This is a genomic window from Bacillus sp. SCT118 (assembly GCF_058566435.1).
Genome location: NZ_CP191225.1, coordinates 3846266 through 3863218, shown reverse-complemented (window position 1 = coordinate 3863218; position 16953 = coordinate 3846266). Strand labels below are relative to the sequence as shown.

At 46.3% G+C, this 16953-nt stretch carries 9 protein-coding genes and 4 rRNA genes; 6 read left to right on the top strand and 7 right to left on the bottom strand.

What is annotated here, in order from left to right:
• Positions 1-49: 49 nt before the first annotated feature.
• The 6 genes from rrf (ACQVGT_RS19740) (at position 50) to ACQVGT_RS19715 (ending at position 8159) form a co-directional block, all read left to right on the top strand.
• Positions 50-165, top strand: a 5S ribosomal RNA gene (gene rrf, locus ACQVGT_RS19740).
• A gap of 186 nt (positions 166-351) precedes the next feature.
• Positions 352-1901, top strand: a 16S ribosomal RNA gene (locus tag ACQVGT_RS19735).
• A gap of 170 nt (positions 1902-2071) precedes the next feature.
• Positions 2072-4999: ribosomal RNA gene (locus ACQVGT_RS19730) — 23S ribosomal RNA — on the top strand.
• A 54-nt stretch (positions 5000-5053) separates the two neighbouring features.
• Positions 5054-5170 (top strand): 5S ribosomal RNA (gene rrf / locus ACQVGT_RS19725).
• Together the 16S, 23S and 5S rRNA genes form the textbook arrangement of a ribosomal RNA operon.
• Before the next feature lie 486 nt (positions 5171-5656).
• Positions 5657-7093: a SulP family inorganic anion transporter gene (locus ACQVGT_RS19720; protein WP_015382603.1), complete on the top strand. Its 1437-nt coding sequence runs from the start codon at positions 5657-5659 to the stop codon at positions 7091-7093.
• A gap of 145 nt (positions 7094-7238) precedes the next feature.
• Complete coding sequence (locus ACQVGT_RS19715) at positions 7239-8159, top strand: bile acid:sodium symporter family protein (RefSeq protein ID WP_080030707.1); 921 nt, start codon at positions 7239-7241, stop codon at positions 8157-8159.
• A gap of 9 nt (positions 8160-8168) precedes the next feature.
• Here the strand turns inward: ACQVGT_RS19715 and ACQVGT_RS19710 are convergent, their stop codons facing one another.
• From ACQVGT_RS19710 to nagZ, 7 genes are all read right to left on the bottom strand, one after another.
• Positions 8169-8921: an alpha/beta hydrolase gene (locus tag ACQVGT_RS19710; RefSeq protein WP_015382605.1), complete on the bottom strand. Its 753-nt coding sequence runs from the start codon at positions 8919-8921 to the stop codon at positions 8169-8171.
• On the bottom strand, positions 8918-9928 hold the full coding sequence (gene feuC, locus ACQVGT_RS19705) for an iron ABC transporter permease FeuC (RefSeq protein ID WP_015382606.1): 1011 nt from the start codon (positions 9926-9928) through the stop codon (positions 8918-8920). Before feuC ends, ACQVGT_RS19710 begins: the two co-directional genes overlap by 4 nt.
• Entirely contained in the window at positions 9921-10925 is a 1005-nt protein-coding gene (locus tag ACQVGT_RS19700) for a FecCD family ABC transporter permease (RefSeq protein ID WP_003234979.1), read from the bottom strand. The genes feuC and ACQVGT_RS19700 overlap by 8 nt, the downstream gene beginning before the upstream one ends.
• Before the next feature lie 18 nt (positions 10926-10943).
• Positions 10944-11897 (bottom strand): iron ABC transporter substrate-binding protein FeuA, encoded by a 954-nt coding sequence (gene feuA / locus ACQVGT_RS19695; RefSeq protein WP_015382607.1) that lies wholly within the window; start codon positions 11895-11897, stop codon positions 10944-10946.
• A gap of 90 nt (positions 11898-11987) precedes the next feature.
• The gene (btr, locus tag ACQVGT_RS19690) at positions 11988-13577 is read right to left on the bottom strand and encodes a bacillibactin transport transcriptional regulator Btr (protein WP_015382608.1); all 1590 of its coding nucleotides are present in this window, start codon (positions 13575-13577) and stop codon (positions 11988-11990) included.
• Between the two features lie 189 nt (positions 13578-13766).
• A complete protein-coding gene (locus tag ACQVGT_RS19685) occupies positions 13767-15011 on the bottom strand; it encodes an exo-beta-N-acetylmuramidase NamZ family protein (RefSeq protein WP_015382609.1) in 1245 nt (414 codons plus the stop codon).
• A gap of 13 nt (positions 15012-15024) precedes the next feature.
• Positions 15025-16953: a beta-N-acetylhexosaminidase gene (nagZ, locus tag ACQVGT_RS19680; RefSeq protein ID WP_046340198.1), complete on the bottom strand. Its 1929-nt coding sequence runs from the start codon at positions 16951-16953 to the stop codon at positions 15025-15027.

Genomic DNA, 16953 nt, shown 5'->3' with positions numbered 1-16953 from the left:
GAATGATGTCACACCTGTTATCTAGTTTTGAGAGAACACTCTCAATTTGTTTGGTGGCGATAGCGAAGAGGTCACACCCGTTCCCATACCGAACACGGAAGTTAAGCTCTTCAGCGCCGATGGTAGTCGGGGGTTTCCCCCTGTGAGAGTAGGACGCCGCCAAGCAATTGCACGTTAGTGTAATTTTTAAAAAAAGTTGTTGACTTTGAAGAAGTGACGTTGTATACTAATAAAGTCGCTTTAACAAAGCGGACAAACAAAATGATCTTTGAAAACTAAACAAGACAAAACGTACCTGTTAATTCAGTTTTTAAAAATCGCACAGCGATGTGCGTAGTCAGTCAAACTACTTTATCGGAGAGTTTGATCCTGGCTCAGGACGAACGCTGGCGGCGTGCCTAATACATGCAAGTCGAGCGGACAGATGGGAGCTTGCTCCCTGATGTTAGCGGCGGACGGGTGAGTAACACGTGGGTAACCTGCCTGTAAGACTGGGATAACTCCGGGAAACCGGGGCTAATACCGGATGGTTGTTTGAACCGCATGGTTCAAACATAAAAGGTGGCTTCGGCTACCACTTACAGATGGACCCGCGGCGCATTAGCTAGTTGGTGAGGTAATGGCTCACCAAGGCAACGATGCGTAGCCGACCTGAGAGGGTGATCGGCCACACTGGGACTGAGACACGGCCCAGACTCCTACGGGAGGCAGCAGTAGGGAATCTTCCGCAATGGACGAAAGTCTGACGGAGCAACGCCGCGTGAGTGATGAAGGTTTTCGGATCGTAAAGCTCTGTTGTTAGGGAAGAACAAGTGCCGTTCGAATAGGGCGGCACCTTGACGGTACCTAACCAGAAAGCCACGGCTAACTACGTGCCAGCAGCCGCGGTAATACGTAGGTGGCAAGCGTTGTCCGGAATTATTGGGCGTAAAGGGCTCGCAGGCGGTTTCTTAAGTCTGATGTGAAAGCCCCCGGCTCAACCGGGGAGGGTCATTGGAAACTGGGGAACTTGAGTGCAGAAGAGGAGAGTGGAATTCCACGTGTAGCGGTGAAATGCGTAGAGATGTGGAGGAACACCAGTGGCGAAGGCGACTCTCTGGTCTGTAACTGACGCTGAGGAGCGAAAGCGTGGGGAGCGAACAGGATTAGATACCCTGGTAGTCCACGCCGTAAACGATGAGTGCTAAGTGTTAGGGGGTTTCCGCCCCTTAGTGCTGCAGCTAACGCATTAAGCACTCCGCCTGGGGAGTACGGTCGCAAGACTGAAACTCAAAGGAATTGACGGGGGCCCGCACAAGCGGTGGAGCATGTGGTTTAATTCGAAGCAACGCGAAGAACCTTACCAGGTCTTGACATCCTCTGACAATCCTAGAGATAGGACGTCCCCTTCGGGGGCAGAGTGACAGGTGGTGCATGGTTGTCGTCAGCTCGTGTCGTGAGATGTTGGGTTAAGTCCCGCAACGAGCGCAACCCTTGATCTTAGTTGCCAGCATTCAGTTGGGCACTCTAAGGTGACTGCCGGTGACAAACCGGAGGAAGGTGGGGATGACGTCAAATCATCATGCCCCTTATGACCTGGGCTACACACGTGCTACAATGGACAGAACAAAGGGCAGCGAAACCGCGAGGTTAAGCCAATCCCACAAATCTGTTCTCAGTTCGGATCGCAGTCTGCAACTCGACTGCGTGAAGCTGGAATCGCTAGTAATCGCGGATCAGCATGCCGCGGTGAATACGTTCCCGGGCCTTGTACACACCGCCCGTCACACCACGAGAGTTTGTAACACCCGAAGTCGGTGAGGTAACCTTTTAGGAGCCAGCCGCCGAAGGTGGGACAGATGATTGGGGTGAAGTCGTAACAAGGTAGCCGTATCGGAAGGTGCGGCTGGATCACCTCCTTTCTAAGGATATTATACGGAATATAAGACCTTGGGTCTTATAAACAGAACGTTCCCTGTCTTGTTTAGTTTTGAAGGATCATTCCTTCGAAACGTGTTCTTTGAAAACTAGATAACAGTAGACATCACATTCAATTAGTAACACAAGATATCACATAGTGATTCTTTTTAACGGTTAAGTTAGAAAGGGCGCACGGTGGATGCCTTGGCACTAGGAGCCGATGAAGGACGGGACGAACACCGATATGCTTCGGGGAGCTGTAAGCAAGCTTTGATCCGGAGATTTCCGAATGGGGAAACCCACCACTCGTAATGGAGTGGTATCCATATCTGAATTCATAGGATATGAGAAGGCAGACCCGGGGAACTGAAACATCTAAGTACCCGGAGGAAGAGAAAGCAAATGCGATTCCCTGAGTAGCGGCGAGCGAAACGGGATCAGCCCAAACCAAGAGGCTTGCCTCTTGGGGTTGTAGGACACTCTGTACGGAGTTACAAAAGAACGAGGTAGATGAAGAGGTCTGGAAAGGCCCGCCATAGGAGGTAACAGCCCTGTAGTCAAAACTTCGTTCTCTCCTGAGTGGATCCTGAGTACGGCGGAACACGTGAAATTCCGTTGGAATCCGGGAGGACCATCTCCCAAGGCTAAATACTCCCTAGTGACCGATAGTGAACCAGTACCGTGAGGGAAAGGTGAAAAGCACCCCGGAAGGGGAGTGAAAGAGATCCTGAAACCGTGTGCCTACAAGTAGTCAGAGCCCGTTAACGGGTGATGGCGTGCCTTTTGTAGAATGAACCGGCGAGTTACGATCCCGTGCAAGGTTAAGCAGAAGATGCGGAGCCGCAGCGAAAGCGAGTCTGAATAGGGCGCATGAGTACGTGGTCGTAGACCCGAAACCAGGTGATCTACCCATGTCCAGGGTGAAGTTCAGGTAACACTGAATGGAGGCCCGAACCCACGCACGTTGAAAAGTGCGGGGATGAGGTGTGGGTAGGGGTGAAATGCCAATCGAACCTGGAGATAGCTGGTTCTCTCCGAAATAGCTTTAGGGCTAGCCTCAAGGTAAGAGTCTTGGAGGTAGAGCACTGATTGGACTAGGGGCCCCTACCGGGTTACCGAATTCAGTCAAACTCCGAATGCCAATGACTTATCCTTGGGAGTCAGACTGCGAGTGATAAGATCCGTAGTCGAAAGGGAAACAGCCCAGACCGCCAGCTAAGGTCCCAAAGTATACGTTAAGTGGAAAAGGATGTGGAGTTGCTTAGACAACCAGGATGTTGGCTTAGAAGCAGCCACCATTTAAAGAGTGCGTAATAGCTCACTGGTCGAGTGACTCTGCGCCGAAAATGTACCGGGGCTAAACGTATCACCGAAGCTGCGGACTGTTCTTCGAACAGTGGTAGGAGAGCGTTCTAAGGGCTGTGAAGCCAGACCGGAAGGACTGGTGGAGCGCTTAGAAGTGAGAATGCCGGTATGAGTAGCGAAAGAGGGGTGAGAATCCCCTCCACCGAATGCCTAAGGTTTCCTGAGGAAGGCTCGTCCGCTCAGGGTTAGTCGGGACCTAAGCCGAGGCCGAAAGGCGTAGGCGATGGACAACAGGTTGATATTCCTGTACCACCTCCTCACCATTTGAGCAATGGGGGGACGCAGGAGGATAGGGTAAGCGCGGTATTGGATATCCGCGTCCAAGCAGTTAGGCTGGGAAATAGGCAAATCCGTTTCCCATAAGGCTGAGCTGTGATGGCGAGCGAAATATAGTAGCGAAGTTCCTGATTCCACACTGCCAAGAAAAGCCTCTAGCGAGGTGAGAGGTGCCCGTACCGCAAACCGACACAGGTAGGCGAGGAGAGAATCCTAAGGTGATCGAGAGAACTCTCGTTAAGGAACTCGGCAAAATGACCCCGTAACTTCGGGAGAAGGGGTGCTCTGTTAGGGTGCAAGCCCGAGAGAGCCGCAGTGAATAGGCCCAGGCGACTGTTTAGCAAAAACACAGGTCTCTGCGAAGCCGTAAGGCGAAGTATAGGGGCTGACGCCTGCCCGGTGCTGGAAGGTTAAGAGGAGCGCTTAGCGTAAGCGAAGGTGCGAATTGAAGCCCCAGTAAACGGCGGCCGTAACTATAACGGTCCTAAGGTAGCGAAATTCCTTGTCGGGTAAGTTCCGACCCGCACGAAAGGCGCAACGATCTGGGCACTGTCTCAACGAGAGACTCGGTGAAATTATAGTACCTGTGAAGATGCAGGTTACCCGCGACAGGACGGAAAGACCCCGTGGAGCTTTACTGCAGCCTGATATTGAATGTTGGTACAGCTTGTACAGGATAGGTAGGAGCCTTGGAAACCGGAGCGCCAGCTTCGGTGGAGGCATCGGTGGGATACTACCCTGGCTGTATTGACCTTCTAACCCGCCGCCCTTATCGGGCGGGGAGACAGTGTCAGGTGGGCAGTTTGACTGGGGCGGTCGCCTCCTAAAAGGTAACGGAGGCGCCCAAAGGTTCCCTCAGAATGGTTGGAAATCATTCGCAGAGTGTAAAGGCACAAGGGAGCTTGACTGCGAGACCTACAAGTCGAGCAGGGACGAAAGTCGGGCTTAGTGATCCGGTGGTTCCGCATGGAAGGGCCATCGCTCAACGGATAAAAGCTACCCCGGGGATAACAGGCTTATCTCCCCCAAGAGTCCACATCGACGGGGAGGTTTGGCACCTCGATGTCGGCTCATCGCATCCTGGGGCTGTAGTCGGTCCCAAGGGTTGGGCTGTTCGCCCATTAAAGCGGTACGCGAGCTGGGTTCAGAACGTCGTGAGACAGTTCGGTCCCTATCCGTCGCGGGCGCAGGAAATTTGAGAGGAGCTGTCCTTAGTACGAGAGGACCGGGATGGACGCACCGCTGGTGTACCAGTTGTTCTGCCAAGGGCATCGCTGGGTAGCTATGTGCGGACGGGATAAGTGCTGAAAGCATCTAAGCATGAAGCCCCCCTCAAGATGAGATTTCCCATTCCGCAAGGAAGTAAGATCCCTGAAAGATGATCAGGTTGATAGGTCTGAGGTGGAAGTGTGGCGACACATGGAGCTGACAGATACTAATCGATCGAGGACTTAACCACATTTTGAATGATGTCACACCTGTTATCTAGTTTTGAGAGAACACTCTCAATTTGTTTGGTGGCGATAGCGAAGAGGTCACACCCGTTCCCATACCGAACACGGAAGTTAAGCTCTTCAGCGCCGATGGTAGTCGGGGGTTTCCCCCCTGTGAGAGTAGGACGCCGCCAAGCAAGCTTAAACTCAGCTCATTGAGCTGGGTTTTTTATTTTATATCTGTTGAGAGTCATAAATAATCAAAATGCAGGTTGTACGGGAGACTCATCCAGACTCCATCCGACTGCGATTGGCAGGATAGAGCCGCCAATCCATTGGCAACGAGTAGCATGCCTGTCGTTTGTTCGGAAACCGGCTCGGGTTGCCAAATGAGAGAAAAGATATTACTGTCATTAAAACGATTCTTGGTTTCATCCGGATATGATAAAATGTCTCAGACTATATTTGAGCCATTTTTTTCTTCAGCATTCATCTTGCGTAATTGATAAAAATTTATTATGATACTCTTTGTATGACAACTCCTTGCCTCAATACAATATACTCAACGTTTCCCCTTTTTCCCCGGTCGTTTTTCTTTTCATTTTCTCCCGTAAAATAAAAAAAGCTCCCAATACAAAAGATATGGTGCGGATTTATTTTTTACTAAAAAGGAGTCGTTATATTTGAATAATAGTTTTACATTAAAACAGCAATGGTTCGGGAATATCCGAAAAGACATTCTTGCTGGCATTTTAGTTGCGTTAGCGTTAATACCTGAAGCGATTGGCTTTTCTATTATAGCCGGTGTGGATCCGATGGTCGGTCTTTATGCGTCATTTTGTATCGCCATTATTATTTCTTTTTTTGGCGGCAGACCTGGCATGATTTCAGCTGCGACAGGCTCAATGGCAGTCGTTATGGTGTCGCTGGTTGCTGATCATGGGCTTCAGTATTTATTTGCGGCTACGATTTTGACAGGTATTATTCAGGTGATTTTAGGTATCAGTAAAATTGCAAGATTAATGAAATTCATCCCGCGTTCTGTGATGATCGGTTTTGTGAATGCGCTGGCGATCCTTATCTTCTCTGCGCAGCTTCCCCAGTTTGAAGGTGCTTCTTGGAGCATGTATGCGATGCTTGCCGGGTCGTTGGTTATTATTTATGTGCTGCCAAGGTTTACGACTGCTGTTCCGTCTCCGCTTGTGGCGATTATTGTGATGACAATTATTGCGGTCACTTTCCATGTGGATGTGCGGACGGTTGGTGATATGGGCAATATTTCTAGTTCATTGCCTCATTTCTTAATCCCTGATGTTCCGTTTACCTTTGAAACACTGCAAATTATTTTTCCTTATTCAATTGCTTTAGCGTTTGTCGGGTTGCTTGAATCTTTGCTGACAGCACAGATTATTGATGAAATGACGGATACGGACAGTGATAAAAATAAAGAGAGCCGCGGACAGGGAATTGCGAATATCGTGACTGGATTCTTTGGCGGAATGGCAGGATGCGCTATGATCGGACAATCTGTCATTAATACAAAAGCGGGTGGTCGCGGACGTTTGTCAGCATTTGTTGCCGGTGCTTTTCTGATGTTTTTAATTGCGGTGTTAAGTCATGTCGTGGTGAAAATCCCAATGGCGGCGTTAGTGGCTGTAATGGTTATGGTGTCTGTCGGCACATTTGATTGGTCTTCCTTAAAAGGTCTCAAAAAAGCGCCGCTCACGGACTCGATTGTCATGGTTGTGACTGTGGTTACGGTTGTTGTGACGGATGACTTATCTAAAGGTGTATTTGTCGGTGTTCTTTTAAGTGCCGTGTTCTTTGTGGCAAAAATCTCGAAGCTGAAAATCGTTTCTCATGCAGAGGATCAAAAGCTTAGAACGTATCAAGTGAAGGGGCAAATCTTTTTTGCGTCAGTGACGGATCTTGCAAATGCGTTTATATATCAAGAGGATATTGAGCGGGTTGTGATTGACTTAACTGAAGCTCACGTATGGGACGATTCTGGTACGGCCGCACTTGATAAGATTGTTGCGAAGTTTAAGGAACAAGGCATTGAAGCTGAGTTAAAAGGTTTGAATAAAGCGAGTAAATCTCTAATGAAACAGATGGCATAAAATAGAGAAGCCCAGATTAATGAGATCTGGGCTTTTTTATATAACATACACTTAAGCAGCATTGATATAATAGAGAGAAGAGAAATTTTAAATAGGGGACTTGCATATGATGCTTCAGAAGCTGAACCGTGTATTGGGGAGGGTTATGCCGCTGTTGACGCCGACTAGTGTGGTGTTGGGCGTGCTGCTGTCTCAGTTTTTACATGGGTATGAATGGGCTGTGCCTTGGATCTTTGCTTTTATTACGTTTGCAGGCAGTTTAAGCGCGAACTTTCAATCTTTGAGACATGCATTGTCTCACCCTCTCCCTATGATTCTTGCACTATTCGTTCTTCATATTTTCATGCCGCTTTTTGCTTGGGGCAGCGGCCATCTTATTTTTAAAGGTGATCCTTTGACGATTACCGGTTTAACATTGGCTGTTGTGATTCCTACGGGGATTACAAGCTTGATTTGGGCAGCGATGTACAAAGGGAATGTCGGTTTGACACTTTCGATTATTCTAGTTGATACTGTGCTGTCACCGCTAATCGTACCGCTGAGTCTTTCATTGCTGGCCGGCGCTCAGGTTCATATGGATGTGTGGGGAATGATGAAAGGTCTGATTATAATGGTCGTGATTCCTTCTTTTCTGGGCATGCTGTTTAATCAGATGTCATCTCCAGAAAGAACTGCGTCTGTGAGCAGTGCGCTGTCGCCTTTTTCAAAGCTTTGCTTGATGGCAGTGATTGCGATTAACAGTTCAGCGATTGCTCCTTATTTCAAATCCATTGATTTGAGATTTGCAGGAATAGCTGTAACGGTATTCTTTATCGCGTTAACAGGCTATGCCGCTGCTTGGCTGATCGGAAAAATGATGAAAAGGCGGCAAGAGGAAATAGTCTCTCTTATATTTACGGGAGGCATGAGGAATATTAGTGCCGGCGCAGTTCTTGCCGTTACGTTCTTCCCGTCTCAGGTTGCCGTTCCTGTTGTGATCGGCATGCTGTTTCAGCAGATATTGGCTGCTTTGTTTGGCTATATGCTGAATCGTTTTGAATTAAAACCAATGTTGCAGAAAGCATAAAAAAACCGCTCATAGGGTTGAGCGGTTTTTTCCGTATAGCCATTCGAGCGCGTTGATGAACTGTTTGCAGAAATACTTGCGGTGGTGCACCGCTCCTTTTTCAATTGAAAGACACAACTGGTCTTCAGTGAAGCCTTTTTCTTTTAGACTTTGATGAACTTGCTTTGTTTTTTTCAGCATATGTCGCTGAATGGATTGTTTTTCACGGCCTTCTTCACTCCCGACAGACATGAAAACACGTGCAGTGCCGGGCTTTAAAAAAGATATATGAATGGTTTCCGCTGCGTTCTCGTACCAGTATGAACCTGATATAGAGCCTATTTTCCCGAACATTGACGGATATTTTAATAAGGCGAACATTGAGATGAGGCCGCCTAATGAGGCACCGATCATTCCTCTTGACTGCGGTTCCCTGGTGACGTTCCAGTTTTCTTCGATTAGCGGAATGAACTGGTTCGTTATATCAGACAGATAGTGATATCCCATTCCGCCGAAGTCCGTGAACCGATCACTGAGTGATGCAGCCGGCCATGGGGTGTATTCATCAAGCCGGTTTTCGGGTTCGATACCAATTAGCAGGAGTTCAGGGAGCCTTTGCTGTTGAAACATGTTTTCTAAAAATTCAATTTCGTCGTGAAACAAAGAATTGCCATCCTGCACATAAACAGCAGGAAATCCCCCGCTGTCTGTGCTGTAGGAAGGAGGGAGGTACAGCGTGAACCTCCTGTTGCCGGCTTTGTGTTCTGAAAGAGATCCTTTCAAGCATTCTCCCCCTTTTTTTGCTTGAAAAGCAAATATAAGAAATAAGGAACTCCGAGGATCGCCAAAATGATGCCTGCGGGCACTTCTGCGGGCTGAAAAAATAGTTTTCCGGCAAAGTCTGCGCTTATCACAAGAAGCATCCCGATTAAACCGCTCAGTGGCAGGATATAGCGATGTTCGACGCCAGCCAGTCTCCGTGAGATATGGGGAGCAATTAAGCCGACAAACGCCATGCTTCCCGCTACGGAGACACAGGCGCTGATGATTGCTACACAGGCTACGAGCAGGATGGTTTTTTCTTTATTTGATGAAATGCCGAGGCTTCTGACTGTGTCTTCATCAAAACGAATGGTGTCGAGCAGGCGGGATTTGCCGATAAGAATCGGTATAAACAGCAGCATCCATGGGAGTACGGCTGTGATATACGTCCAGTTGGCAGACCAGATGCTTCCGTTTTTCCACACCATGGCCATTTGATAGTCTTGCGGGTCCATTTTTAAAGATAAAAACAAAGACAGGGCGCTGAATCCTGAATTGATCGCAATCCCTACCAGAATAATTCTTCCTGAATCTAAATTGCCTCTGTGCCATGCAAATATGTAAATCAGGATTGCCGCGATGAGCCCGCCTATCAATCCAAAGAGCGGCATTCCCATCGCTGCCGCTATGGATGTCACTTCCTTCTGGCCTTGGAATAAGAGCATAAACGCTACAATGCCGGCTCCTGCCCCTGCGTTGATTCCGAGAATTCCAGGATCAGCAAGCCCGTTTCTCGTGATGGCCTGGATAACACCGCCTGCAATGCCAAGACCGAGTCCAATAATAGCAGCCATGACAACCCGCGGCAGTCTTAAATCGAACAGCAAAATTTCATACTGCGGATTCGGGTCGATTTGAAAAAGAGTGGAGAGCAGCTCAGCAGGACGAACAGAAAATGATCCGCTCGTTAAGCTGAAATAGCTGACAACAAGAATCAAAGCGATGAACAATGCATATTTTTTAGCCATTTTGCTCCCCTCCTTTTCGTTTAATTAAATAAAGGAAGAAAGGTACGCCGATAATGGATGTTACGACCTCAATCGGTGTTTCAAACGGATAGTTGATAAATCTGCTTGCGAGATCACACAGGGTTAAAAAGATTCCGCCCAAAATACAGGAGCACGGAATCAGCCTGCTGTAATCAGAGCCGACGAGAAATCTCGTGATATGCGGAACAACCAACCCGACAAACGCAATTTTTCCGGCCAGCGCTACGGCACTGCCGGTTAGAATGATGACGGAAAGCATCGCCATGATTTTAATGGTTTTTTTCTTTTGCCCCAGGCTTTTAGAAATGTCGTCCCCTAATGATACAGCGGTTACCTTTTTGCTGAGAGAAATGGCCATTATGATGCCAATCAGAAAAAACGGAGCGGCAAGCTTCAGGAAATCTGGACTCATTTGATGAAGTCTGGCACTGTACCAGAAACTGAGATCCTGAGAAATTTGAAAATAAATCGACATGGCCGCTGATAAGCTGCTGAGCAGCATGCTTGTGACTGTGCCGATGATGGCGAGTTGCACGGGGGTAAATCCGTTTGGCATCATGGCGGCAAGGCCGAATACTAACACAGCTCCTAACGCTGAGCCGATAAAAGAGTATATCATCATTTCAATCGAAGATGATTGCGGGAGCAGAACCATGCAAAGCGTAATGATAAACGCTGAACCATCTGAAACACCCATAATGGATGGCGAAGCTAAATAATTGCGCGTAATGCCCTGCATAAGCGCTCCAGAAACAGCAAGGGCTGCCCCTATGAGCAGAGCGCCGGCAGCCCTTGGAATCCGGGAATGCCATATAATTTGATGGTCTGTGTTTCCCGGATCGAAATGAATAAGAGATGTAAAAACAATATCTGTGCTAAGATGCTTTGCCCCATAAAGGATTGAAAGCAAAAGTGACAGCGCTATAGCGAATGGAGAAGTAATCAATATGATACGTGTCCACTGTTTTGAATACATACAAAAACCTACTCTGAATTAGTTTTGTGTCAATTTTTCAGCAGCCGCTTTCAGGAAACGGACTTTGCTCCAAGCTGTGCCGCCTTGTGCGAGAGGGTCCACTGAGTTGACATACACATGGTCTTCTTTGACTGCTTTAAGGCTTTTCCAGATTGGATTTTTCTCTAAATCTTTTAAGGCATCAGGTTTGTCTGCATTTTCATCATCAGAAAATTGGACGAAAATATGGTCCGGGTTCATTTCACTTAATTTTTCTAATGAAATCAGCTCTTGCGCTTTTGCAGCTTTTACTTCGTTCGGCGCCTTAAGGCCTAAATCACCGTATAGTGTGGAGTTGAAATACACCTGTTCAGGGTAAATATAAATGTTGCCTTGTCTGATTCTGATGACAAGCGCTTTTGAATCTTTCGCTTTATCGTTGATTTTTGTTTTTGTTTCTTTTAGATCCTGTTCATAGTCTGCAATAATTTTCTTTGCTTTTTTCTCTTTTCCAGTCAGCTGGGCAAGCAGCATCATGTTTTCCTTCCAGTTTGAAGAGATATGAGAAACTGGGATCGTTGTGCCTGCTGTGCTGATTTTTTGAAGCGTTTTTTCCGGAAACTTTGTTGAAGCAAGGATAACATCTGGCTTCATTTCAAGAATCTTTTCAATATTTGGCTCCATTTTTTCTCCGGTTGGTTTGGCTTTATCAGTGATGTCTTTGAACATATCAGGGAATTTGCCGGAGAATGAAATTGCGCCTTGCGGATGAACGTCAAGCAATTTCGCGTCTTCCATTGATTCAACGCTTCCCGTAATGGCGATTTTGTCTGTCGGTACAGTTACTTCATATGATTTATCAAGGTATTCAATTTTCTTCTTCTCAGATGCTGTGCCGCTTGCCTTGCTGGCAGTTGATTCATTTTTGCTGCCGCAAGCTGCCGCCGTCAGAGCGAGAAGCAAGATTAATAAGGTAAGAGATATCTTTTTCATCTATAGAGCCTCCTGTTCAATTGATAACTATTATCAATTGGAATTATAGAGAATGAACAGATATAACACCATGGACAAATTCCTGATTTATCATGGACAATCTCCGGATAATAAAGAAACAGTTTGCTGAACGATTCGTTCATGCCCGCAAGCTGAGTATTCATTCCACGGGTCAAGGGATAGAAGATAAACACGGTTATTCCGTACCGCGCTTAGGTTTTGCCATGCTTCTGTCTGCTGTAATTGCTGGTAGTAAGCTATGGTCTCCGGCTCTTTAAAAAGAAAAAGCATCATACAGTCAGCTTGGTAATTTGCGATATTTTCTAACGAAATCGCTTGTTCTGAAGGTGTGTCAGCCGTTGTTGCCGAGCTGAATCCTAAATCCCCAAAGAAAACTTCGCGGACACTTCGGTTATGTGCCAGATAGAAGTTTTGCTTATGCAGCCTCAAAAAGAGAAAACGCAGCCCTTGAACGTGCTGAAGTGTTTTTTTGGCGGCTGTTGTCTGCTGGTCATAATCCGCTAGCCACTTTTCTGCTTCGGACTCCTCCTTTAAAAATGAGGCAGTTTGCAGAAAGTGGGTTCTCCAGCTTTCTTCTGAAGGAAGGTACATGACTTCTGCGATGCGATTCAGGCGATCTTGTTCTTCTGGAGAAATAGAATCCGTGCTGACAATCACATCTGGTTCTGCCTGTGATAACGTGTACAGGTTTTCTTCCCACTTTTCATTAAACCGGTATGCACTGAGCTGGACAGGTATATCTGTCGAATAATGCTGATAGTAGTAAGACGTCCATTTCGGATGCAGAGCGGCCGCAAAAGGTATGTGGTGAAGAGGGATGAGATGTCCCATTGTGCCCCTTCCGTATGCGGCGATTTTCTTTCGGCGTTTTTTCATATAGCTTGTAGGTGAACAGCCTGTATGTTTTTTAAAGATTCTGCTGAAATAAAATTCATCTTGATAACCGGTTTGGTGTGCAATTTCTTTCAATTTGCAGTTTGATTTTGCCATGAGCCGTTTTGCCTTTGTGATTCGTGTTTTCGTAATAAATTCTGTTACGCTCTGTCCTGTCCATTTTTTAAAGCTTTCACTGTAGTGTTTGGCACTGATTCCTGCCATTTGCGACAGCTGGGCAAGCGTGATTTTTGTATCGGCATGGGTTTCGATATAGTGTTTTGTTTTTTCGATTGCTGAATGTGTATCCGTTTGATCAGATAAACTGGCAGTAAAGAGGTCATAAATCAGGCTTTGTACTTCAATCACACATTTTAGCTGAGAAAGCTGAGACGATTCATTCCATAGTGCGGCAAGTTCTTGAAGCCGGACTGCAAGATTCTCGATATGTGAAACATTCATAAGCTTCAGGTTGGCTAATTCCGATTCTATGCACGGTGTGAAAATATCTTGTCCGGTTTCCTTGATATAGCTTTGAAGCCTGATTAGACAGGCTTCTATATGTCCATCGGCTGCTGGCGTAAAGCCAAAGGTCTCGTTAGGCGGACAAACATAAAGTGTCTTTTTTTGCAGAGGATTGGTGTTTGTTCCGATCGAAATATAGCCGTTTCCTTTTAAATGAAAAATCAGCACGAATGAATCGGCTAATTGCTGTTCTGAGAAGAGATCACTTGTCTTTTTTAGATATTCAATTTGTACCGGTTGATAAATCACTGCATTTTGCACGAGTAGACCACCTTTTCAGAAACGTTCAATTGATAATCATTTTCAATAAAAATTGTACCAAATAAATGAAAGTTTTCCTATATAAAGCGTGTGGGTTTTTAGTATGAAAAAACCCTTACTCGTGTGTAAAAGTAAGGGTCTTTCGTTCGATAAGAATATGTTACACGTGTAACATACAATGCTCACGTTCTAATAAATGAGATATTTTTTTCTTGTTTTGTTGAATTGTTGGAGTGTTTTTTCATAGCTGTTTATGATGTCCTCAATCGAAGTTCCATTTTTAATTTTTGTCCTGATCCAGCCGTTGCCTGCCAGTTTATTAAATGAACCTGTTGACAGGAACTCAAAATCCTCAGGATAGAGATCGTGTATGGTTTTAATGACTGAAAGACCTGTTTTAACGGCTTCAAACTTATCTCTGTCTGTCACATAGAGCTGCACACCGTGGCAAAGTGTTCCTTGATGTTTAGAAAACGTGGGTGTGAAGGATGCTGCCCTAAATGTAACGCCCGGCAAATGGAGGCTGTTTAATGTTTCTTCAAGTTCTGTGCTTTTGATAAAGGGAGCTCCGATCAATTCGAATGGCTTTGTTGTCCCTCGCCCTTCGGATATATTTGTTCCTTCAATCAGCCCGGTTGCAGGATAAACAAATGTGCTTTCCACCGTCGGCATGTTAGGCGAAGGGAGGACGAAAGGCAATCGGGTATCGTCAAAATCCATTTTTCGTTTCCAGTGTTTCATTTTTACCACTGTAAGATCGGCATCAATATCAAATTCTTTGTTGAACAGTAAAGCCAATTCGCCTATCGTCATCCCATGCTTCAATGGAATGGGATACAATCCGACAAATGAGGCGTATTCAGGTTCTAAGATTGGCCCTTCAATATGATTCCCGCCTTGAGGATTCGGACGGTCCAGCACCATAAATGGAATGCCGTTTTCTTTAGCGGCTTCCATTGCGTATGCCATTGTATAAATGTACGTGTAGAAACGGGTCCCGACATCCTGAATGTCAAACATTAGAATATCGACATTTTTCAGCATTTCTGGAGTCGGTTTTTTCGTTTTTCCGTAGAGGCTGTATACGGGAACCCCGGTTTTTTCGTCAATGTAAGAGCCTACTTCGTCTCCAGCCTGGGCGTCACCGCGGACGCCGTGTTCAGGGCCGAATAAAGCTGTCAGTTTGATATCCGGGTTCTCGTAAAGAATATCGACACTGCTTTTCAGAGATGCGTTTACTCCGGTTGGATTGGTGATCAGTCCGATACGTTTTCCCTTGAGCTGTTTTTTATAGTCTGGCAAGAGCGTGTCTATACCAGTTTGGACTTTAAGCTTTTTAGCCGTTTGATTCTTTGGATCGGGTGAAGAAGAGGCAGCGGTTATCGTTCCGAACATCATGAGCCCTGTCAGAAAAGCGAATATTGTTTTTCTCATGTGTCCCTCCTTATTAAAGCGGTTTTCCCGTTTTGATATTTAATCCGTAGCCATATGGATAAAGGGTGTCCCCCGGGTTCGTGACTGATGGGATGTCAACTGGAAGTGTGCCTTTAGGTTTTGCCTGGCCGAATATCGCCATCACTCCGGCCGGAATATTAGGTTGAAGATAACGGCCATTTGCGTATCCTTTAAAGCCATAGACTGCAATCAGTGCCTTTGCTTCTTCGAAATTGGCGGCATCATAGGGGTTGCGCAGGCTCATTAAGACAAATGGTTTGTTGTGCTGCAGTGCGGCTTTCATGACAGCTCTCGGAAACACGGTGGCCCATTTGCTTGAATCTGATATTGTGTCGTCGATGACACCGTCGTTGACGACAGGGTCATTTTTGACGACATAGGAGCCGGTTATGATATAATGAGCCTTTTTTACTTGTTTTGCATGCTCGGCATTAAATACTTGATTGGCAAAATTCATTTTGCTGAGGGATACGGATTTGATTTTCTTTCGCTTGATGAGATCGTGAATGGTTTGTTCGATTGAAGCAGTTTGTTCTTCGTAAGGTGCCACAATTAAGATTCGGCTGCCTTTTTTGGGCTTGAACGGCAAAGTGTGCTGTTCATTTTTTAATACAGTTACTGCTTTTTCAGCTATTTTTTTCTCTGCTTTCAGGTGCTGCTTGCTTCCTACGATTTTTTTGGCTTTGGCTATTTTTTCTTTTGTACTGTCGCTGTTTCGCGCTGGATACATGCCGCGTTTTATTTTCAGGGAAATGATTCTTTCAACTGATTTGTTGATTTGTTGTTCAGGAATATCCCCGTTTTTCACGGCTTCTTTCAAAGCTTGAATAACACGTGCGAATTTCTGTTCTTCTTTCATTGAAGTAACTGAGGCTGGCATTAATGCAATATCGACACCAGCTTTTACGGCCATGACCACAGCCTCTTCCTGTCCGAAATGATCTGCGATTGCCTTCATATTGAGCGCATCGGTAACGATCACACCATTAAAGCCCATTTCCTGACGAAGAAGACCTGTCATCACTTTTTTTGAAAGTGTAGCTGGAACCAGAATGTCCGATCCATCGAGTTTGCTTTTGTATGTGGTGTCGTCGAAGGCAGGGAATTGAACATGGGCTGTCATTACCATATCAGCACCGGCATCAATTGCTTTTTGAAAAGGATAAAGCTCGACCTCACGAAGCCGTTCTTGGCCATGGGAAACGAGCGGCAGTCCATAATGGCTGTCAACGTCCGTGTCTCCATGTCCCGGGAAATGTTTGAGGGCAGACGCGATATCCTGCCGCTGCAACCCTTTCATCGTGTATAAACCGAGGCGTGATGTCAGTTCTCGATTGGAGCTGAATGACCGTACGCCGATTACAGGATTATCAGGATTATTGTTAATGTCCACGACAGGGCTGAAATCTGTATTGATGCCTAAGGCAGAGAGCTCTTTCCCGATGATGCTGCCGGTCTGATACGCATTGATTCTGCTTCTGGCTGCGCCCAGCGCCATATTCCCTGGGAAATTAGTGCCTTCCCCTAACCTCGTTACAATGCCGCCTTCCTGATCAATACTCAGCATGAGCGGGATTTTTGGACTTGCCTTTTGGTAATCGTCTGTCAGTTGGACAGTTTGTTTTGTTGTTTTTACATTTTCTGCAAAAAGGATGATGCCTCCGAATTGATATTTCTTGACGAGGCTGGCGACTTCATCATTCATTTCTGTAAGGGCTTGCGGAGAGGACTCGCCTTCCTTTTGCCAGTTTCTAAAATCAGGCATCAGCATCTGGCCGAGTTTTTCGTCTAACGACATACGATTGACAATCTGATTGGCATCGATTGCACGTTTGGATGCAGAGGCTTCTGTCTGTCTGGCCCCGAAAAAGCATGAAATAAAGAGAACGGCTGAAAGGATAAGCGGAAAGACAGGTCTCAT